Genomic DNA, 19,908 nt, shown 5'->3' with positions numbered 1-19,908 from the left:
CCGGCCAATCGCCGGTCCACCGCTCGAAGGCACGCGCGCCGCCGCGGTCGATGAGTGCCTTCACGACGGAGTAGATCGCGCCCTGGATGAGGGCGGCGAGGAGGACCTTGCGGAGGCGGTAGCCGGAGGCGAGCGGCTTGGGAGCCTCCCCCGTGCCCTCGCGGTCGACGCGCTTCCAGACCTGCTGGAAGACCTGGCTGGCGACCAGGCCGCCGACGATGCTGGCTGCGAGGCCCCACGGCCGATACAGGATCCTCGCGGTCTTGGTGCTCTGGTGCTCCGATGACATGCCGTGCCCGTACCCGCGAGCCGGTCCCGTCAATCGCCACCGGATCGGCGTTCGGGCCGCATGACCGGCGCCTGGCCGGGGTACCGGATCGGTGTCCGCGCACGACACCTCGAGGGAGAGCCATGACCGACCTGACCGGCAAGACGATCGCGTTCCTGGTGGCCCATGAGGGCATCGAGCAGGTCGAGCTGACCGAGCCGTGGGAAGCGGTCGAGAACGCGGGGGGCACACCGCGGCTGATCTCGACCCAGAGCGGCACCGTGCAGGCGTTCCATCACCTCGACAGGGGTGACACGTTCGACGTCGACGCAACGGTCGCCGACGCCGACCCCGACTCCTACGACGGGCTGGTCCTCCCCGGTGGCGTGGCCAATCCCGATGCGCTTCGTCTCGACGAGGACGCCGTGGGCTTCGTGCGGTCGTTCGTCGAAGGCGGCCACCCGGTCGCGGCGATCTGCCACGCCCCGTGGACGCTCGTGGAGGCTGACGTCGTACGAGGCAAGCGACTCACGTCGTGGCCGAGTCTCCAGACCGATCTGCGCAACGCCGGGGCCGAATGGGTCGACGAGGAGGTGGTCGTCGACGGCCAGCTGGTCACGAGTCGCAAGCCCGACGACCTGCCGGCGTTCAACCAGGCGCTGGTGGAGCTGTTCGCCGGCTGAACGGACCGTTCGTAAAAGTCAGGAGAAGACGATGCCCGGACGCAAGAAGCCAGGACCATCCGTCAAGGACGACGAGACCTACGAGGCGTTGCGCCGCGAGGGCAACAGCAAGGAGAAGTCAGCGCGCATCGCCAACGCGGCCGCGAACACCTCCCGGTCGTCAGTCGGGAAGAAGGGTGGCCACGCACCGGCGTACGACGAGTGGAGCAAGGAGGACCTCGTGGAGCGCGCCCGCGAGCTGGACGTCGAGGGCCGCTCCTCCATGTCGAAGAGCCAGCTCATCGACGCCCTGCGCCATCACTGAGCACGCCTGCCCGCTCGAGGCCGCTGGCGTTCGCCGTCCCCGGAAGGTCGGTACGCCTGGCGCCGCCGGCCCGGGCGCGCCACTGCTGCTCGCGGGAAGACGCGGAATGGCGACAGCGACACGACCGCCGGCGATGTCGTTCCTCCGCGCTTACCCCCAAGGTGCGATCTCCCGACCTCGACTCCGATGGCGTCTGGGTGCAGGCCCCCCTCACGACTGAGCCGGATGTGGTTCCCGCGGCTCGGGCTGGTGCGCCCGCCGGTTGGGTAGTCCCTGACAGATGCGTCGTCGTTCGGGCTGGACGGCGACCGTTCTGTCAGGGACTACCCAACCCATGAAGATCGTCGATCTGAGCCTGCGTGAACACCGGCGCGTGTGCCACGCTCCCGGTATGGCACGGCCCAAGCGCATCGAGCCGGACGGCGAGGTGGTTGCGCGGCTGGGTAGCACCGCACTGGCGCTGCCCGAGGCCCATGAGGAGGACGCCTGGACCGGGGTCCGGTGGCGGATCCGGACCAGGACGTTCGCTCATGTCATGGTCGCGCAACCAGGCTTCGAGTCGGCCTTCCGCGATCTCACCGGCGTCGTCGACCCCACGACGGTCCTGACCCTGCACGCCACGGGTGAGGAGCTGCTCGCCCTGGTTCACGCAGGACTGCCGTTCTACAAGCCGCCGTGGTCACCGACGATCGTCGGGATGGTGATCGACGACGGCACCGACTGGACGGAGGTCGCCGACCTGGTCACCGAGAGCTATCGATTCTGTGCGCCTCGAAAGCTGGCACGGCTGCTGGGCACGCCGGACAACCCCACGTGGCCCGATCCGTAGGTGGCCATCGCCGGACCCGTGGAAGGCGCCGCCCACCATCGAGGGCTACCACCACGTCCAGCTCACGAGGCGGTGCGCGCGGTGCGCTTGTCTCGGTTGTATAACGCCGATTGTCCGACCTCGGTCTTGGGCTCATCCTTCGGACGGGGCCCAGGAAGGAGCCGTGAGATGGGCCGTTGCCGCTGGTACGCCGCAATGGCGATCCTCGCGTGCTGCCTCACCGCCTTCCGCGGCGCGAGCGCGACGGACCTCGACCAGGTGGCCACCGCCTCGTCACTCCAAGCCGCCGTGGCTCAGGTCGTCGGCTCTCTGGGCGGCCGTTCGGTCCACGGCGCCACCGTCATCCCAGCGCCCGGCGTCTACGAGTGTGGCTCCCCGTGCGTGCGGTTACGCGTCGACAACAAGGCGGACCACGAGGTTCAGGAAGTCTGGCTCGGCAGGCTGGTCGAGGGAGCCGTCGGTGAGCTCGTCCGACCCGATCAGAAGACCCTCGCCGAGGACCTCGGCGTCGAGATCGTCGTCCGAACACGCGGCGGACACCTCGCAACAGTCCCCATCGCGACAGGCGATGCCCAGCTGGGCCGGCACTTGGACTCCCCCAGCGACGAAGACCTGCGCCAGCGCGCCGCCACCGCGGCGGACAAGTACGGACTCACCCTTGACTCGGTCGAGGTCCTGCACCCGCTCGACAGTGCCCTCGCCGTCAGGTTCTCCGTCCCGCCCGGCAAGGTGCCCTGGACGATCGGCCAGCTGAGCGAGGACCTCGAGGGCTCCCCGGCTGACCTGGAGGGACTCTCGATCCAGCTGACCTCCCCGTCTGGCAGTCCCCTCTTCAGCTATGCGTACGCCGTACGAGCCGCAGGCGGCGGAGGGTGGTGGGCCCCCGGCCAAGACGCGCGATTCGGACTCCAACACGGTTGACCAGGATCGCTGCGGCGCTCTGTCGCCGGCGTACAGCGACAAGGTGTTCGCGTGCCGAGGGGACATGCAGCGCATCGGGTGCGGCCCACCGGTCGAAGAGCCACGCCTGGGTCGCCCCGGCCGGCTCACCAGACCCCGTCCGAGTGCTGCGGTCGCGACGAAGAGCCGGGAGCGGCGCCGGCATCACCCTCGGCTTCCACGCCTCGAGCAGCTCACCCACGACCGCGACCGTCACCATCAAGTCTCGCGCGGGCTGGCGGCCTGTTCGTGCACGTTCGGGTGAGACGACAGCGGGTGTTCGGGCCTGTCCGCGTGGCTGTGGGCGGTCTGGGTGCCACGCCGGCGCACGTATCAGTCCCAGCGACGACACTCTCCTGGAAGAACGAGGATCCGCGCTGCTGCCAGGAGGTCCCGCATGAGTGCAGCGATACTCAGCCCCGCTCTTGCCGTCGTGGCCCTCGTGGTGGGCTGGTTCGTCCTCGGCACCCAACGAGTCACCGAGGAGCTCACCAAGGAGCGCCGCCTTGCCTATGCCGAGGTGCTGAGGCAGGCGAGGGTGCGCAAGTCGGGGCGCAAGGGCGACGCCGCCTTCGAGGAGGCGATCCGGAAGGCGCACTTCCTCAGCTCCTCGTCCATGTATCGGGCGCGCCGGCTCCCGGCTCTCCTCGAGAGCGTTGGCACCGACCGGTGGGCATCGGAGCTCCAGTGGTTCACCGAGCTCGCCCGCTTCGAGACCCAGCGGAACTCGAGTCTCCTCAGGCGGATTCGGCGGATGCGGTACTTCGAGCATCCCTGAGACCGTGGGCCGCCCCCGGCCAGGACCTTCCTGCCGACGGTCCCCGCCGCCTCGCGCCGACGTGAGCATCACCAGACGGGTGGGACACTCGACCCGATGTCGCTCACCACGGATGGCCAGGAGCCGCAGGCACCACATCGGGTGCCCACGCCGTGGGGTGAGACCGCCGAACGGGCGGACATCGCGATCGCGCTCCTGATCGGGCTGTGCGTCGCGTACTCCCTCGTGTTGTGGCCGCTGGTCCCGGCGCTGATCGGATCGCACCCGCTCCTGCTGGAGATCGTCGGCGGGTCCACGCTGGCCGAGGTGACCATGGGGGCACACAGCCGGCTGGGCGAGCTGCCGTTGTGGATCGCGGTGGTCGCCGCCGTGCCCGGCTCGATGATGTTCGACTGGGTGTTCTGGTGGGCCGGGCGGCGGTGGGGTGACCGCGCGCTGCACATGCTCCTGGGCCGCCCCACCACGCCTCGCGGCCTGGCGAGACGCGAGGCGCGTTCGGCCCGCCTCGAGCGGATGGCTGGACGGTTCGGCCCGGCGGCCGTCGTGCTGGCCTACTACCTGCCACTCCCGTCGCTGCTGATCTACGCGGCTGCTGGCCTGTCCGGCATGCGCCTTCGGACCTTCCTGGCACTCGACGTGGTCGGCACCCTGCTGTGGGTCGGCCCGGTCGTGGGCCTGGGCTACGCCATCGGCAGGCCCGCCGTGGACGTCGTCCACCGGATCGACCACTACGCCACGATCCTGACCATCGTCGTGATCGTGCTCGTGATCGGCGCCCAGGCACGTCGACGACGCCTCGGAGTCGGCTGACCACACGCAAGGTCCAGGCTCGCCCCCGGCGTTCGCCGAGCAGCGACGGGACGCCGTACTCCAGAGGCGTGAGGGAGACCCGGTCGCGTCCGACAGCCACGCTCCGGTCCGCGGGGTCCAGGTAGCGGCTCTCGCTGATGCCGAGCTCCTCGGGAGCCAGGTGCGCCCGCCAAGTCGCGGTACGTCGTCGAGGCGATGCGGCTCGACGCTGTGGACGTGGGCCGTGGTCGGGAACATCGCCTCACGGACCACCGGGTTGTCGATCAGGAACAGCAGGTCGGCGGTGGAACGTGCCAGCTCGCGTCGCGCGAGACCGCGAGACCCGGTCTGCAGGTGACGCCAAGCAGCGGTCCGGTAGGCCGGTGATCCCGGGGGTCGCGATCGCCTGCGCCACGATGTCGGAGTCGAGGTACGCCGTCAGGGCGGCGCGGTCCACGAAGGCGTAGACGCCGCCGTACACGCCCGCGTCGTCGTCGGCCAGCCAGGTCTTGGCCACCAGGCCGGGGCCTCGGCGAACGCCGGTGCGATCTGGTCGGCGAACTCGCCGTACTGACCCGCCGTCATGCCGTCGAGGGTGAAGGTGATGAGGAGGATGTCCATCGCTGGCTCCCGTCCTCGGACGGCCCGCTGCCGTCGTCCGAACCATCCTCGGCGCGTCCGATCCGGCCAGGATGAGGAGAAGACGAGGATTCGCGAGCCCCAGCAGCCTCAACTGAAGCACTCGGTGCAATCCCCCGACGTCATGGCCGACGAGCCTCTACCCTCTGCCCTGGGGGTAAGCGAATGGTGAGTGACGTCAACCGGAATCCACGGCGCTGGGTCGATGGTTCCGGTCGCGTGCGCGTGATCGAGGGCTGGCATCCGTCCGACCCGGGCACAGTCGGGTACAACCTGCTCGTGGACGGCGACTGGCTGGGCACGTTCCCCACGCTCGAGGACGCGGCGGACACCGCCGAGGCCTGTGTCGGGATCCGCCGAGGCGCCGTCGAGCTCAGCCTGCACGAGGAGCCCCGACGATCGGGGGACGAGCCCCGGGCGGCCGATCTCCAGCTCGTCCCGCCGCTGCCGGACACCCTGGACGACGTCTGAGTCGTCGTGGCGGTGGTGACAGGCGGCTCCGCTGAGGCTCCGCCGGTCAATGTCAGCCAGGCGTGCGGTCGTGCTCGTGGCGTCGGGCGTCGTGCTCGCCGGCTGCGGGCACAGCGACGCGCACGGGGCCGACCGACCGCGGCACCGACAGCCGCCACCGGTGCAGCACACGTCGGTCCCCACCAAGCCCGCCGTCGCCCCCGCGTCCGTCCTCGCGTCGAACGTGCCGCTCAGCAGCCCGCGTCGGTGAACACACACAGCCGGGCCAGCACTCCGCGGTCGGCGCGCCGAAGGTGACGGATGCCGTCGACGGCTGAGTCACGGGTCCACTCACCGCTGTCCTCGACCGCCAGGACCGCGCGCCCGACCCGCCTGAAGACGAAGACCGAGCCGCCGGGCCGGTCGTCTGCCAAGGTCTCGGCGAAGCTCGCCCCGGCGTGCGACACCCGAGCCCCGACCCCGTCGTACGGCGTGACGTCGAGCGCGACCTGCCCGGGGCGGGCCGGCAACGCCTGGCAGCGTGTGGCACGCGTGTGCACCCGCGCGACCTCGGCGGCAGCGGTCGCCGCATCGGCGTAGACCACGAGCTCGCGGGTCACTCCCAGCTCGGGTCCGCGCTGCTGGGCGACGAGGCGGTCGCGCAGGCGACCTGGCCACACGCCGTTCCAGCACCTCGACCGGAGGCTGATCCCGCGCGCGTCCCGCCGTGGCCCGGTGACCGTGTTCTCGCTGTCTGCCCTCAGCCCCTGCGCCAACGGGAAGTCGACGGGGATGTCTGCGCCGCCCTGCCGCGCTGACGAGCCCGGCGCCGACGCCGATCCCGGTGTCGTCGTGGCGACGTGGCCCGCCTCGGACGACTGGCCACCGCAGCCCACGAGGGTCACGGCCAACAGGATCGCCGGGCCGCCTGTGCGGATGAGCTGTCTGGTCCGGTGTCCCGTCACGACGGTGAGACCCGCCGGATCGACGAAAGGTTGAGAACAGTCCCAACCGCCGCGAGGCCCGGCGTTGGGCAACAGCGCCCCGCGACAGCACAGTGCCACCGCGGAGCGCCGCGCCACCGTCGCGCTGACTACCCCGATCAGGGCGTCGGCACCACGATCAACGACCCGGGCGAGCCCAGGTCACGGCGCGGACGGGCAGCACGAGCGCGATGGGCGCGGGGACGCCCGCCGGTCTGATGTCCCGGCGGGCGTCCTGCTCGGACCCGTCAGTCCCAGCACGGCCATGCTTCCGGGACACAGGGCCCGCCCGACAGAGGCGGACGGCCCTCAACCGCGTGAGAGCCCGCGAGATGAGCAACGCCCGCAGTCAGGGAGACCAGCGGGCGTTGCACTGGGCTGTCCCCCCAGCCCGACCATGGTGCCGCCTCGACCGACCACCTCGACAGAGTCGAAAGTCAGTCGAGCTCCTTCCACGCTCGCCCCCCGACCTCACTAGAACCGCGCCGAGAACCCGCCGTCGACGTTGAGCAGCTGGCCGGAGACCCAGCGACCGGGCGCAGAGACGTGGCGGTGATCGGGCCGCGGTCTCGACTGACGGAGTCGACCAGCTGCTGCGGCCCGTCGCTCGTCGACAGGTCGCACGGGTAGTCGACGTCGGCCAGGTCGCTGGTCGCGACCTCCCACCCGTCGGCTGCGAGCCGGGGCACGATCGCGGCGGCGGTGCTGTCCGTGCGCGCAGCACCGGTGACCAGCGCGAGCGGCATGCGACCACCCTAGGTGTTCCGACCAGGAGGGCGCCGGCGACTCGGCCGTTCCTCCGGGCCGCGCAGCGGGTTCGTCGGTAACGTCACCCGCGTGGGTGCCACCGTGTCCGAGCCGGCTCGCGACATCGACGTCGTCCACGAGACGGACGTCGTGGTGGTGGGCTCGGGTCCCGCCGGGCTCGCCGCGGCCATTGCCGCCGCGCGGTCGGGCGTCGAGGTGTCGCTGGTCGAGCGGTTCGGCTGCTTCGGGGGCAACATCACCGCGGTCGGCGTCGAGGGCATGGCGTGGTACCGGCGTGAGCAGACCGTGGAGGCCAACGGTCTGGGTCGCGAGTTCGAGGTCCGCGCCCACGAGCTCGGGGCCGCCGTACCCGAGAGCCAGTCGGACTCCTACGAGATCGACGCCGAGGGCTTCAAGGTGGTCGCCGACCTCCTCGTCGAGGAGGCCGGCGTGCACCCGATGCTGCATCGCCTCGTCGTCGCCCCGGTGATGGACGGCGACGTGGTGAGGGGTGTGATCACCGAGTCCAAGGCCGGGCGCGAGGCGATCCTGGCCCAGCGGGTCATCGACGCCAGCGGGGACGCCGACGTCGCCCATCGAGCCGGTGCACCGACCCGGACGACGCCTCGCGAGGAGATGCTCGCGGCATCGGTGATGTTCCACCTGGCCGGCGTCGACAAGGCCGCCTTCCTGGCCGGCGTACGCGACGACCCGCAGACCTACGCCGACTGGAGCGCCGGTGACTGGGAGATCGAGACCGACGGCAAGGAGGACGAGCTGTTCTCGCCGTACCTTCGCAAGCCCTTCGAGCGTGCGATCCGTGACGGCGTTCTCCCGGCCACCCTCACCACGCTCGGCGGCACGTGGGGCGCCGTGCATGACACGGGCGAGCTGACCTACCTCAACATCGTGCATCTGCCCGGGATCGACGGGACTCACCCCGACGACCTCACCCGGGGCGAGATCGAGGGCCGGCGCCAGGCGATGCACGCGATCGAGGCCCTGCGTCGGTACACACCCGGCTGCGCGGGTGCTCGGCTGCGCAACTTCGGAATGACGATCGGGATCAGGGACACGCGCAAGATCGAGGCCGCCTACGACCTCACCGAGGCCGACGTGCGCGGGCAGGCGAGGTTCGAGGACTCGATCGGGATCTATCCCGAGTTCATCGACGGGTACGGCGTGCTCGTGCTCCCGACCACGGGCCGCTACTACCAGGTGCCCTTCGCGAGCATGGTCCCGCGCGGCCCGCGCAACCTCCTGGTGCCGGGGCGGTCCTCGGGCGGTGACCGGATCGCCCACGCCTCGACCCGCAACATGTCGTGCTGCGCGGTCCAGGGTCAGGGTGCCGGCATCGCCGCGGCGGTCTCACTGCACGCCGGTCGGGAGGTGGCCGAGGTGGACATCGCCGCCGTCCAGCGAGAGCTCGAGCGGCAGGGCGTCCGCTACCGCTGACGGGCCGGCGGTAGACGCCGTCGAGCGTCCGGCGTAGTTTCTTCCTCGGCGAGATGCCGCGTCTTCCGGCGCGGCTGAACCGGATACGGAGCCGCTGACTCGGCGTGGACCTCTCAGGACGTGTCCCTCGACGGGGAGGCTCAGCCGTGCCGGAGACGGACCGGACGCATTCGCGATCCGAGACGACGGCCGGTCACCGGTAGCCGCACCGGGCCGCCCTGGCGCTCAGCGCGACGGAAAGCGGCGAACTTCTGGGCCCGCGCGCCGTGATCCGCAGATGCGAACGCAAAATCCTCCGATTTCGGGACACCGTTCGGCGATCCTCCCCTACTTTGGTGACCAAGGCACCTCGGGGGGCCAGCGCGGGGGCGTTGGCCGAGGTCCATAGCCATGGGGGAGAAACCAATGAGCAGCACTGCTTTCGCACCGACTCGCACCGCCGATGAGAACGCGCCCGCCATCGTGGGGCACCCGCGCGGTCGCGGCTTCGGCATCCTGAGCCGGCTGGCTCGCACCGATGACGTCACCGGGCGGCACGTCCGCGAGGACGTCGCACCCGAGGAGCTCTCCACGGTGGTGTCGTTCGAGCGTCGTACGCCGAGCCCGCGGCACCGCCGCGACGACCTCGTCGCCGCGGGCATGCTCAGCTTCGGCTGACCCAGCCAGACCGTCAGCACACCCTCGCATCGCCGAGTCGGCACGTGCCGACTCGGCGTGAATTCGATGTACTTCTGCGCCGGGTCGGCGTGGGGCGCGTGAGCCGTGGCTCGGCCGGTCCGAGCGGCCAGCGCATCTGCGCCGTCGGCGGCTGGCAGAGCACCGCCGAGGCGGAGCACGGATACCGGTCGGCCCGAGCCGGGCGAGCGCTCGCCCCCTTCGAGCACGCCGACCGCGCGGCGCCGTACGTCGCGCACTGACCGGTGCGTCCCGGCGTCCCTCAGCGGAGCACGAACCACCGCCCGACCACCAGCACCGAGGCCACCCACTGGCGCACGCGCCTGATCCCCGGCCAGTCGGCCGCCGCGGGTCGGCCGGGTCCATCAGGTGACGCGGCCGACGGCGAGGCGCGGTGCTGTCCATCGGTCACCAGTGTGCCGGCGGCGGGGTTCCGCTACTCCGCCGGGTCGACCTGGAGCTTGAACGTCCTGGTGGTGGAGATGTTCGGGTCGTAGCTGCTGGCACACCTCACCTCGAAGACGTAGGGATCGGACTGTCCGGCGGTTGACGCGATCGTGCCGGCGATCTTGACGTGGAAGTCCTTGTCGGCCGATGCGAACGCGAGCCCGGGGGGCACGTTCTGCGGATCTTCGAACCGCCAGCCGATCGGAGAGAAGATCGGCGCCTTGCTCTCCAGGTCGTCGACCGAGTCGGTGACGAACAGCTCAAGGTCGACGGCCTCCCCAGCCTTCACCCGCAGGGGCCAGCCCTTGGCGACGGGGTGAGGCTCGAACGAAGCCGCCACCGGACCCATGAACATGTACCAGATGCCCGCGCCCACGTCGGCGCCGATGTCCGTGGCCATCTTCACGTAGGGGAGAGGACTGTCGGGGACCTGGTACTCGCCGAGAATCCGAGCGAACGCCGTCACGCTGGACCACATGCTGAGGAACTGCGACCACCACCAGATCTGGGCCATCTGGGTGCTGCCACCGGTGATGGCGCACAACGAGATGCTCACCGCGAGCTCGCCCAGCCCCAGGGCCGTGATCATCGCGTTGCCGAAGTTGCCCTGCATCGTGCCCAGGATGCCGGTGAAGATCGGGCTGCTCGTGAGCGCAGGGTAGGCAACGGCACAGCAGATGTCGCCACTGTAGATGACCATCTTGAGGAGGTATTCCGCCCACCACAGCTTGTCGGCCGCATCGGCGTCCTGGAGCCAGTTGCAGCCCCAGAAGACCGGCATGTCCAGGCTGCCGAACCCGAAGAAGTCGCTGAAGCAGATGAAGGCGATCTGAAGCCTCTCGAAGTCGTTCGAGGGTGGGGAGTTGCTGCCCGCGACGCTGCGCGAGTCCATGTACATGTCCACTCCCGCGAAGAGGATCTGGGCAATGCCCGTGACCCCCTGCACCCCGGCCTGCCAACCGGGGGGGACGACGTAGTCCTCCGGCGCATAGTGCTCGCTGCCAGGCGGGAACCACGCGCCTGCCCTCGCCTGGTGAGGGCGGGGGTCCAGCGTCGAGCGGAGATCGGGAAAGCCGCCGGGGAACGGGGCCTGGCCCCAGAGCGCCTTGCTCACCACGTTCATGGGCAGGGCGAGGGTGGCGAAACCGATGTCGCCGAGCTTCACCGGCCTGTGCTCGATCCCAGCCTCGTCGCAGATGAACTCCCATATCCACCCGACGACGGAGTCCTTGAGGATGTCGATCTCCAAGATGGCAGGCAGGCAGGCCAGGACCTTCTCGACCAGGGTGATCAGGCGATCCACGGCAGCGTCCGCCAGGTCGAGGAGGAGGTCGATCATGTCCTCGAGCAGGTCCATGAACGTCACCACCTCGATCCGAGCGAGGCTCTGAAGGTCGGTGACGTCGAACAGATTGGTCCACAGCCGTCCGAGATCCTCGACCCCTGCCCAGAAGTCCGCGGCCACCCTGTCGTCGTCGAAGAACGTCATGAGGTCGACGAAGGCCTCGGCGGCCGCCAGGAACTCAGGAGGAGTGCTCGCCTCGGCAGTCGCCCCGAAGATGTCTCCGTCGGCGTGGTCGCACAGCCAGTCGTGCAGCCAGTTGGTCTTCGGCGCCAAGCCCTCCTGCGGGTCCAGAACAGAGCTCGGCGGGTTCTTGGCACCACCGAGCGGAACGAGGGTCGGGATCGCCTTCGGCTTGTTGCTGAAGGTCTGACCGACCATCTGGTCCTTGGCCGTGATGAAGAACTCGTGGACGCTCTCCTTCACGCCGTCGAACCAGTTGTCGACGATCTCGGTCTTGAAGTACTCCAGCTGTGGGTTCACCAGATCGGGAATCTGCTCGCCTGCGAAGCGGAGCTGCTCCGCGGTCGCAAGGATGTCGCTCCAGTCGAAGACCCAGGACAACCAGTCGATGACGTCCTCGACGTCGCCCTCCAGCTCGTTGACGACGGCCTGGATGAACTGGAAGGGGTTCTCGCTCTCAGCCCAGAGCAGCTTGAGGTGCAGCAGCGTGCCCTCGACCCACTTGATCACGACCGACGCCGTGCCCTCGAGGAAGTCGACGCCCGTCTCGACCACGGTCACCAGGCCGCTGCCGATGCCGAGGAAGATGTCCCCCAGCGAGCCGGCCTCCCACTCGTCAGCACCGACGACGCGCGCCGCGACGAGCTCGGCCTGGCGATCGGCCGTGGTGACCTCCTCATAGGCCGGACGCGACGGGTCCCAGGTCTGGAGGACGACCCCACGAAGCGGGATCGGCACCCCGGTCGTGGATGTGGTGAGAGGCGCCGTCCCGGCCTTGGCCTCATAGGCATGGCGGCACCAGTCGAGGACCTCCCTCGGCTCGGGGAGGACGGCCAGCGAGGTCTGCCCGTGCCAGGCCGGGAAGACCCACCGGCCGTCGGCAGTCCTGGCGTCCCTCAGCCCGTCCTCGGAGATGCCGTTCTGGTGCATCGGCAGCGTGCCCGTCCCACCCAGGAAGCTGTGCAGCGGAGTGACCGGGTTGAACGACGTTCCGTCCGGCAGGCCGACCGCCGTCGCGTGGATGGTGCAGCCGATCAAGTCCCTGGCCACGGTGGAGAGACGGATGACGCCCCGGTGGTCGGTCGTCGCGGTGACGGGGTGCTCGGGCCCGCAGCGGTAGAACTCGCCGCCGATCCGGAAGTCGACCGCCCGGTCCGCGGTGAGTGTCACCGAGCAGTTGGCGATCGGTCCGCCGGCCTGGCTCGTGAGCGTGAGACGCGACTCGTGCATCTTCATCTTGTACGGCTTGTGCGCGGCCCGGAGCCGCACGACCTCGCGTGACCACCACGTGGTCGTCACGTCCTGGGTCATGATCACGCAGCGCTCTGCGTCAGGGACCGATCCGGGGACGTGCATGACGTGCTGGCTCGGGTATTGGTCGGGGAAGCCGTCCAGCGCGTACATGTTCACCGAGCCGGTGAGCGGCCGGCTGACGGCGAGCGTGATCTCCTCACCGTTCACCGTGGCCTGCCGGCTCTCCCAGTCCGGAACAGGCACCTCCCTCTCCCAGAAGCGAAGCCCCGCCTGGTGCACGACGCGAAGGTCGCCGTCGACCAGGCCGTAGAGGTGGTAGCGCCCGTCGCCGTCCTCCCACAAAGTCACCTCCAGGAGCCGCGAGTCGACGTACGCGTCGACGCTCCGGACCAGGTCGCCCTGGGGCCACATGGTGGTGATGGTGTGGATCCCGGGGTGTCCGGAGGGGTTGTGAGCGCGTAGGGCGATGCAGCCGATGCCGTCCGGCGAGTGCCAGATCCCGGCCAGGTCTTCGGCCGCGCCGAGGCTCTTTCTCGTGGACTTGTCTCGATCTCCGTAGATGCACCAGACGGTCCCGGCCTTGTCGATGGTGTAGATGCGGGCGGTGCCCTTGGGGCTGTCGAGGCCGTAGAAGGCCACGGCATGCTCGGTCAGCAGCTTCGGGTCGAGCGCGCGCAGGACGTCGTAGGCGAGCCAGGGAGAGACGTTCCTCGGACTTGCCACGGCCACCATGCCGTGCAGGGTCAACAGACCCCCGTGGTCGTAGAGGAAGAGCACGACCGGGCGCGCGGGACGCTCGGGGAGGTACTGGACCTGAAGCCCGCGGGCGTCCTTGAACGGCGTCTCGTCTCCGCCGAGCCACAACGCGGAGCCGTCCGCACGCGGGATCAGGCGCCACGACCTCAGTCCGCGCGCGTCGAGGGCCAAGGCGAAGACGGTGCCGTCGAGGTGGACCGCGGTCGCGACCTCCAGAGCCGTTGCCGGCTTGCCCGGCGCGTCCATCAGGGGCACGGTCTGCCACGCACCGTCGGCGTCGTGGGTCAACCAGAGAAGATTGCCGGCGATGTCGACGAAGAGCATCTCCTCGCGATCGGCAGCGAACGGGTTCGCGAACAGTGCCTGGGAGTTGGCTCCTGCGCCGACGAGCATCTCGGTGGCGAGGATCGCGTCGTCGGTGAGGTTGTTGGCCACCGTGATCGTGGCGGGCGCCGCGGCGCTCTGGGCGACCGGCGACGGCCGGTCCTGCCGAGCAGCTGCGCTCGGGTCGGTCATGCTCTGGGTGGGACGTGTCGTGGTCTCGGTCATCTACCGTGCCTCGCTTGTGTGGGTGTCATGGCGGGCAGACTCCCGGACGCCTCCCGCTGGCAAGTCCGCAGAACGTAACGCCATACGAGGGCGTGCATGCCCAATCAGAGACCGAGAGAAAACGGCCAGTCCCCTGCCAAGTCTGGGGCTTCGGAATCCGCGGCCGTCGGCCCACTGATCGAGAGCATCCGGTCGTAGGAGGTCGCGTTGACCGTCACATAGCGGTCTGGGAGGCGCCGCAGTTGCGACCCATCATCAACCACTCGTTGGTGGTGTGACCGATGGCCGGCGCGCGCGACCTGGCGCCCGCCGGGGTGTGCGCCTGGGCGGAGGGACCCAGGAGCAGGCCGGCCAGGACGAGCGCGCCGGCGGCGCGGAGCAGGCGCCGGCTCATGAGGGGTCGTGGTCCTCGCAGTGCAGCCCCATCCGCATCCCGTTGGCGCCGTACTTGTGCGGGGCCGGCGCCTGGAAGTGGTCGGCGGCTCGCACGAGCTGGGCATGGTGAGCACGGTCGTGGCTAGTCGCCACGGTGCCGGCAGCCTGTGCGCCGTACGTCGAGGCCACGACGACCCCGCCGAGCGCCACCGCCGCGAATGTGGACGTGATCCGGGAGAGCGTCATCTCCTAGCCTCCTCCGGACGTGGTGCCCCCACGGTAGGCCGCGGCCTGGGCAGGCTCAAGCGCGGATCCCTTGTCGGGGTCCCGCCGGAGCTCGCGGGGACGACCGGTCAGCCGAGGGCGACCTCGGCGAACCACGCCGCCACCTGCGCCGGGTCGTGCGCCAGCGCGGCGTCGTGGACCGCGACCTCGGTCTCCGCCACGCCGGGCACGCGTGACTCCCACCACCCGCCGCAGGGCTCGACCAGCTCGCGCTCCATGAAGGCCACCTTGCGCTCGGCGACCTCCTGCGCGGCGGCCTCGGCGAAGACCAGGAAGGTGTTGGTGTGCGGCGGGTCGGGGCTGACCTTCAGCCCGTGTCCGGTGAGCTCGGCGGCCAGTGAGCGCGCCCACGCGGCGTACTCCCCCATCTGGGGCAGCCGCTGCTCGAGCCCGGCCAGGGCCGAGACGGCGTACGGCGTGAGGTGGAACAGGGTCCCGCCCATCCGGCGTCGCCAGGTGCGTGCCTCGGCGACCAGATCCTCGGGGCCGGCCAGGGCGGCCCCGGCCAGGCCCTCCAGGCCCTTGTAGAAGGAGACGTACATGCTGTCGACCAAGGCGGCGATCTCGGCCAGGTCCTTGCCCCAGAAGGGCTGCGACTCCCAGATCCGCGCGCCGTCGGCGTGCAGGGGTACGCCGAGCTCCCGGGCGGCCTCGGACAGCGCGGCGAGCTCGTCCCAGGACGGGAGCAGGCAGCCGGCGTCGCGCAGCGGGAGCTCGACCAGCGCCGCGCCGAGACCGGGTGAGAGGCGGCGCAGGTCGTCGGCCTTCGCGGTGACCCGACCCTCGGTGAGGTGATCGAACTCGAAGCCGTGCAGCCGGCGCGGGCCGTCGTCCTCGTGCTTGAGCAGATGGGACAGGTCGGGGATCGCCACCCGCTTGGATCCCGTGCGGTCGCACCAGACGCGGAGCGCGGCCTGCTGGGCCATGATCCCGCTGGGGAAGAACGCCGCCGCCGGCTTGCCGAGCAGCTCGGCGACCCTCGTCTCGACCTGCGCGACGGCGCCCTTCTCGGCGTAGGTGTCCCACTCGTCGACGCCGAGCCCGTCGGCGGCGTCGGCCACCGCTCGCAGCGCCTCGCCCGGGGTGCGCCGGGCGTGCCAGAAGACCGTGGTCGTGCAGGCCTTCGAGGCCAGTCGGGCGCGTTCGCTGAGCTCGTCGTCCACGACCGCCAGCCAACCAGGTTGCCCCGGCCTCCGGCAAAGGACTTGCCCGTCCCGGTGCCTCAGGTGAGCGGGCCTCAGGTGAGCGGGCGGGTACCCGCGGGGATGCCTTCGCCGCGACCGACGCCCTCGACCATCTCCTGCAACGCCGTCAGCGCGACCTGCTGCGGGAACGGGCCGAACGAGACCCGGGCTACGCCGAGCTCCGCCAGCCGCGCCAGGGACGGACAGCCCGGGACTGGGAGCATCGTGAGCCGCTGCGGGCCGAACGCCTGCACCAGCGCCTCGACCTGCTCCTCGCTGACCCGGCCGGGCACGAACACCACGGGGGCACCAGCATCGAGATAGGCCCGGCCGCGGACCACGGCGTCGGCGAGCACCTCGGCCGGGTCGCGCTCGCCGGCCTTGAGGAACGCGTCGGTGCGGGCGTTGAGCACGAAGTCCGGCACGCCCTCGTCGAGTGCCGCGCGCAGCACAGCCTCGACGACCGCCGTCGCCTCGTCGACCGGCTTGAGCTGGTCCTCGATGTTGCAGCCGACGACCCCGAGACCGATCGCGCGGCGGACGGTCTCGGCCGGGTCGCCGTACCCCGCTTCGAGATCCGCGGTGACCGGCAGGTCGACCGCAGCCACGATCCGGCCCACCGCCTCCAGCATCAGGTCGCGCGGGATCTGCTCGCCGTCGTCGTAGCCATGGGCCGCGGCGATGGCGTGGCTGGCCGTGGCGATCGCGGTCGTGCCCGACGTCTGCGCCACGACTCTGGCGCTGGCGGCGTCCCAGACGTTGACCAGGGACAGCAGGGTCGGGTCGGCGTGGAGGGCCAGGAGCGCCGAGGCGCGCTCTGCTGTGGAGGACGTCATGAGCAGAGTCTGCTGGATGGTCGGTCAGGCCCAGAAGACGCGGTCGACGACGGCGCGGGCGCGGCGGGTGACCCGCAGGTGGTCGTTGACCATCTCGTCGGAGCGGCCGGCGCCGTAGCCGAGGATCGCGGCGACGGCAGCGCGCTCGCGGGCGTCACGCGGGAGCTGGTCGCCGCTGCGGCCGGTGGCGAGAGTGATGGCGTTGCGCAGCCGGCTCACCGAACGCCATGCCTCGCCCAGCGCAGCGTGGTCGGCGGTCCCGATCAGCGCGGCGTCCCGGGCGGCGTCGAGCGCGGTCAGGGTGCGTGGGCTCCGCAGCTCCGGCACCGGTCCGGCGTACCTGAGCTGGAGGAGCTGCACGGTCCACTCGATGTCGGCGAGCCCGCCCCGCCCGAGCTTCAGATGCGTCTGGGGGTCGGCGCCACGGGGCAGGCGCTCGCGGTCGACCCGAGCCTTGATCCGCCGGATCTCGGCGACGTCCGCCTCGCCGATCCCGTCCGCTGGATAGCGCAGTGGGTCGATCAGTGCCGTGAACCTCTCCCGCACACCGGGGTCCCCCACCACCGCGTCCGCGCGCAGCAGCGCCTGGGTCTCCCAGACCTTCGACCACTTCGCGTAGTAGGCGGCGTACGACGCGAGCGTGCGCACCAGCGGACCTTGCTTGCCCTCCGGACGCAGGTCCGCGTCCACGACGAGCGCGGGGTCGGTCGCCGGCGCGAGGAGGAGCTGCCGCAGCTCGTTGGCCACCGCTTGGGCGTACGACGTGGCGGCATCGCCGGTCTCGGCCGGGTCGACGGGGTCGACGGGGTCGACGGGGTCGTGCACGAAGAGCACGTCGGCGTCACTGCCGTAGGAGAGCTCGAAGCCGCCGTAGCGGCCCATCGCGACGACGGCCATCGTGGTCGGCGCCTCGGCGAGGCCGCGCTGCTCGCGCACCGAACGCCCTGCGATCTCCAGCGTCGCCTCCAGCGTGGCGTCGGTGAGCCTCGACAGCGCCGCGCCCACCGTGGCGACGTCGACCTCGCCGACCAGCTCGGCCACGGCCACGCGGAACAGCTCGCGGCGGCGCAGGCCCCGGACCGAGCGCACCGCCTCCACCGGCTGCTCCTGCCGCTCGGCCGACGCACGCATCCGGTCGAGGATCGCCTCCGATCCCCAGGGGGTCAGGTCCCCGGTCAGCATGCGCACGCCCTCGGGCTCGCGCTCGAGGAGGTCGGTGGCGTAGCGCGACGTGGCGAGCAGCCGGGCCAGCCGCTCGGCCACCTCGCCCTCGTCGCGCAGCGTCTTGAGGTACCAGTGCGTCGAGCCGAGACTCTCGCTGATCCGGCGGAACCCGAACAAGCCGGCATCGGGATCGGGCGCGTCGGCGAACCATTCGAGCATCGCCGGCAGCAGGGCGCGTTGGATCGCCGCGGTGCGTGACACCCCGCTGGTCAGAGCCTCCAGGTGCCGCAGCGCGCCAGCCGGGTCGACGTACCCCAGAGCGGCGAGCCGCTGGCCGGCCGCCTCGGGACTGAGCCGAGCGCCGGCCGCCGGCACGCGCGCCACCGCCTCGAGCAGCGGCCGGTAGAACAGCTTCTCGTGCAGTCGCCGCACCTCGCGGCGGTGCTGGGTCCACGTCTCCTCCAGCGCGACGGCCGGGCGCCTGCCGAAGCCGAGGCCCCGGCCCAGCCGGCGCAGGGACTCCTCGTCGGTGGGCACGACATGGGTTCGACGCAGGTGCTGGAGCTGGATGCGGTGCTCGAGCGTGCGCAGGAACTCGTAGGCCTGGTGCAGCGAGTCACCGTCGTCGCGACCGACATACCCCCGAGCAGTCAGCGCGTCGAGCGCCTTCAAGGTCCCGGGCAGCCGGAGCCGCTCGTCACTGCGACCGTGCACGAGCTGGAGCAGCTGGACGGCGAACTCCACGTCGCGCAGGCCGCCGGCACCGAGCTTGAGCTGCCGGCCGGCGTCGCGGGCGGGGAGGGTGTCGAGCACGCGTCGTCGCATCGCCTGGACATCGCCCACGAAACCCTCGCGCCCGGCCACCTGCCACACCATCGGCTCGACCAGGCGCACGAACTCCTGGCCCAGGGCGAGGTCGCCGGCCACCGGCCGTGCCTTGAGCAGCGCCTGGAACTCCCACGTCTTCGCCCAGCGCTGGTAGTACGCGCGATGGCTGGCCAGCGAGCGCACCAGCGGACCGGCTCGCCCCTCGGGTCGCAGGTTCGCGTCGACCGGCCAGATCGTGCCCTCGGCGGTGTGCTCCGAGCAGGTCACCATGAGCAACGCCGCGAGCTGGCTCGCGACGCGCGCCGCCGTGGCCTCGTCGGTGTCGCCGGACGGCTCGAACACGAACAGCACGTCGACGTCCGAGACGTAGTTGAGCTCGTGCCCGCCGCACTTGCCCAAGGCGATCACCGCCAGCCTGGCCGACGCGGCGTCCGGGACCTGTGACCGCGCCACGGCCAGGGCGGCCTCCAGGGTGGCGGCGGCGAGGTCGGACAGCTCGGCCGAGGCATCGTCGACGCCCAGATGATGAGCGAGGTCGCGGGCGGCCAGCCGGGTGAGCAGCCGCCGGTACTCCACGCGCAGCGCGTCCACCGCCGAGGCCGGGAGCAGCGTCGCGACGGGTACGGCGTCGCCGGGATCGGCCCCGACGCTCCTCAGCATCGCGTCACGCACGGCGTACGCCGGGGGTCGCGTGGAGCCGAGGAGCGGGTCGCGGAGCTCGCGCCACTGGTCGGGATGGCGACACAGGTGGTCGGCCAGCGCCTGGCTCGCGCCGAGCACCGTGAGCAGCCGCATCGCGGTTCCCTCGTCGTCGACCAGCGCAGGCAGCAACGTCTCGTCGGCCCGGTCTGCAAGCCGCACCAGGCTCGCGAGGGCCTGGTCCGGGTCGGCCGTGCGAGCGAGCAGAGCGACCAGCGGCTCGCCGGCGTCTGCCAACCGGGCGAGGTCGGCCGCGGCTCGCTCGGAGTCCTCGAAGCCGAGGCGCAGCAGGCGACTGCGCGCGGAGTCGCTGCGTGGCCTCACCGCGTCAATGTAGGTCACCCGACGCCCCGGCAGGACCACGATCCGACGCCCGGTGCCGGCGAGGGTCTTGCGCGAGTCGTGTGACGTAGTGCACGCTATTAGGAAAGTTTCCTATCTAATGGCTCGCTCGGGGCGAGCCCACG

The 19,908-nt window shown here is 70.9% G+C and carries 20 protein-coding genes; 10 read left to right on the top strand and 10 right to left on the bottom strand.

Features of this window, described 5'->3' with window-relative positions; genetic code table 11:
- The coding region (locus VHW64_RS04460) for a DUF4235 domain-containing protein (protein WP_329649306.1) at positions 1-289 on the bottom strand (289 nt) is incomplete at its 3' end.
- A 122-nt stretch (positions 290-411) separates the two neighbouring features.
- On the opposite strand from VHW64_RS04460, the gene VHW64_RS04455 reads away from it, so the two are divergent.
- From VHW64_RS04455 to VHW64_RS04430, 6 genes are all read left to right on the top strand, one after another.
- Positions 412-951, top strand: coding sequence for a type 1 glutamine amidotransferase domain-containing protein (locus VHW64_RS04455; RefSeq protein WP_329649305.1), 540 nt, complete (start codon positions 412-414; stop codon positions 949-951).
- Between the two features lie 31 nt (positions 952-982).
- A complete protein-coding gene (locus VHW64_RS04450; RefSeq protein WP_329649304.1) occupies positions 983-1,255 on the top strand; it encodes a DUF7218 family protein in 273 nt (90 codons plus the stop codon).
- Between the two features lie 391 nt (positions 1,256-1,646).
- A complete protein-coding gene (locus VHW64_RS04445) occupies positions 1,647-2,084 on the top strand; it encodes an MmcQ/YjbR family DNA-binding protein (RefSeq protein ID WP_329649303.1) in 438 nt (145 codons plus the stop codon).
- Between the two features lie 168 nt (positions 2,085-2,252).
- Positions 2,253-3,005, top strand: coding sequence for a hypothetical protein (locus VHW64_RS04440; protein ID WP_329649302.1), 753 nt, complete (start codon positions 2,253-2,255; stop codon positions 3,003-3,005).
- Positions 3,006-3,420: 415 nt separating this feature from the next.
- Positions 3,421-3,801 (top strand): hypothetical protein, encoded by a 381-nt coding sequence (locus VHW64_RS04435; RefSeq protein ID WP_329649301.1) that lies wholly within the window; start codon positions 3,421-3,423, stop codon positions 3,799-3,801.
- Between the two features lie 96 nt (positions 3,802-3,897).
- A complete protein-coding gene (locus tag VHW64_RS04430; RefSeq protein ID WP_329649300.1) occupies positions 3,898-4,611 on the top strand; it encodes a DedA family protein in 714 nt (237 codons plus the stop codon).
- Positions 4,612-4,852: 241 nt separating this feature from the next.
- Here the strand turns inward: VHW64_RS04430 and VHW64_RS04425 are convergent, their stop codons facing one another.
- Positions 4,853-5,257: a YdhR family protein gene (locus VHW64_RS04425; protein ID WP_329649299.1), complete on the bottom strand. Its 405-nt coding sequence runs from the start codon at positions 5,255-5,257 to the stop codon at positions 4,853-4,855.
- Positions 5,258-5,448: 191 nt separating this feature from the next.
- Here VHW64_RS04425 and VHW64_RS04420 point away from each other — a divergent pair, with 191 nt between their 5' ends.
- Positions 5,449-5,700 carry a hypothetical protein gene (locus tag VHW64_RS04420; RefSeq protein WP_329649298.1) on the top strand — a complete coding sequence of 84 codons (252 nt, stop codon included), beginning with the start codon at positions 5,449-5,451 and terminating at the stop codon, positions 5,698-5,700.
- Positions 5,701-5,930: 230 nt separating this feature from the next.
- On the opposite strand, the gene VHW64_RS04415 is transcribed toward VHW64_RS04420, so the two are convergent.
- Positions 5,931-6,584: a hypothetical protein gene (locus VHW64_RS04415; RefSeq protein WP_329649297.1), complete on the bottom strand. Its 654-nt coding sequence runs from the start codon at positions 6,582-6,584 to the stop codon at positions 5,931-5,933.
- A gap of 515 nt (positions 6,585-7,099) precedes the next feature.
- A complete protein-coding gene (locus VHW64_RS04410; protein WP_329649296.1) occupies positions 7,100-7,408 on the bottom strand; it encodes a hypothetical protein in 309 nt (102 codons plus the stop codon).
- 91 nt (positions 7,409-7,499) lie between these two features.
- Here VHW64_RS04410 and VHW64_RS04405 point away from each other — a divergent pair, with 91 nt between their 5' ends.
- The 3 genes from VHW64_RS04405 to VHW64_RS04395 all read left to right on the top strand — a co-directional run bounded on the left by VHW64_RS04405 (position 7,500) and on the right by VHW64_RS04395 (position 9,781).
- Complete coding sequence (locus VHW64_RS04405) at positions 7,500-8,864, top strand: FAD-dependent oxidoreductase (protein ID WP_329649295.1); 1,365 nt, start codon at positions 7,500-7,502, stop codon at positions 8,862-8,864.
- A gap of 405 nt (positions 8,865-9,269) precedes the next feature.
- A complete protein-coding gene (locus VHW64_RS04400) occupies positions 9,270-9,521 on the top strand; it encodes a hypothetical protein (protein WP_329649294.1) in 252 nt (83 codons plus the stop codon).
- Positions 9,522-9,619: 98 nt separating this feature from the next.
- Complete coding sequence (locus VHW64_RS04395; RefSeq protein ID WP_329649293.1) at positions 9,620-9,781, top strand: hypothetical protein; 162 nt, start codon at positions 9,620-9,622, stop codon at positions 9,779-9,781.
- 194 nt (positions 9,782-9,975) lie between these two features.
- Here VHW64_RS04395 and VHW64_RS04390 read toward each other — a convergent pair whose 3' ends face one another.
- From VHW64_RS04390 to VHW64_RS04365, 6 genes are all read right to left on the bottom strand, one after another.
- On the bottom strand, positions 9,976-14,070 hold the full coding sequence (locus tag VHW64_RS04390) for a hypothetical protein (RefSeq protein WP_329649292.1): 4,095 nt from the start codon (positions 14,068-14,070) through the stop codon (positions 9,976-9,978).
- Between the two features lie 214 nt (positions 14,071-14,284).
- On the bottom strand, positions 14,285-14,464 hold the full coding sequence (locus VHW64_RS04385) for a hypothetical protein (RefSeq protein WP_329649291.1): 180 nt from the start codon (positions 14,462-14,464) through the stop codon (positions 14,285-14,287).
- On the bottom strand, positions 14,461-14,691 hold the full coding sequence (locus tag VHW64_RS04380) for a hypothetical protein (protein ID WP_329649290.1): 231 nt from the start codon (positions 14,689-14,691) through the stop codon (positions 14,461-14,463). Before VHW64_RS04380 ends, VHW64_RS04385 begins: the two co-directional genes overlap by 4 nt.
- A 107-nt stretch (positions 14,692-14,798) precedes the next feature.
- Entirely contained in the window at positions 14,799-15,893 is a 1,095-nt protein-coding gene (locus VHW64_RS04375) for a threonine aldolase family protein (protein WP_329649289.1), read from the bottom strand.
- Positions 15,894-15,967: 74 nt separating this feature from the next.
- Positions 15,968-16,750: an isocitrate lyase/phosphoenolpyruvate mutase family protein gene (locus VHW64_RS04370; RefSeq protein WP_329649288.1), complete on the bottom strand. Its 783-nt coding sequence runs from the start codon at positions 16,748-16,750 to the stop codon at positions 15,968-15,970.
- Positions 16,751-16,774: 24 nt separating this feature from the next.
- Entirely contained in the window at positions 16,775-19,765 is a 2,991-nt protein-coding gene (locus VHW64_RS04365) for a bifunctional [glutamine synthetase] adenylyltransferase/[glutamine synthetase]-adenylyl-L-tyrosine phosphorylase (protein ID WP_329649287.1), read from the bottom strand.
- Between the last annotated feature and the right edge of the window lie 143 nt (positions 19,766-19,908).

The sequence above is a fragment of the Nocardioides sp. genome, assembly GCF_036267815.1.
Taxonomy (GTDB): Bacteria; Actinomycetota; Actinomycetes; order Propionibacteriales; family Nocardioidaceae; genus Nocardioides.
Note: the sequence above shows the minus strand (reverse complement) of the source record. Positions and strands in the feature narration are given on the sequence as shown.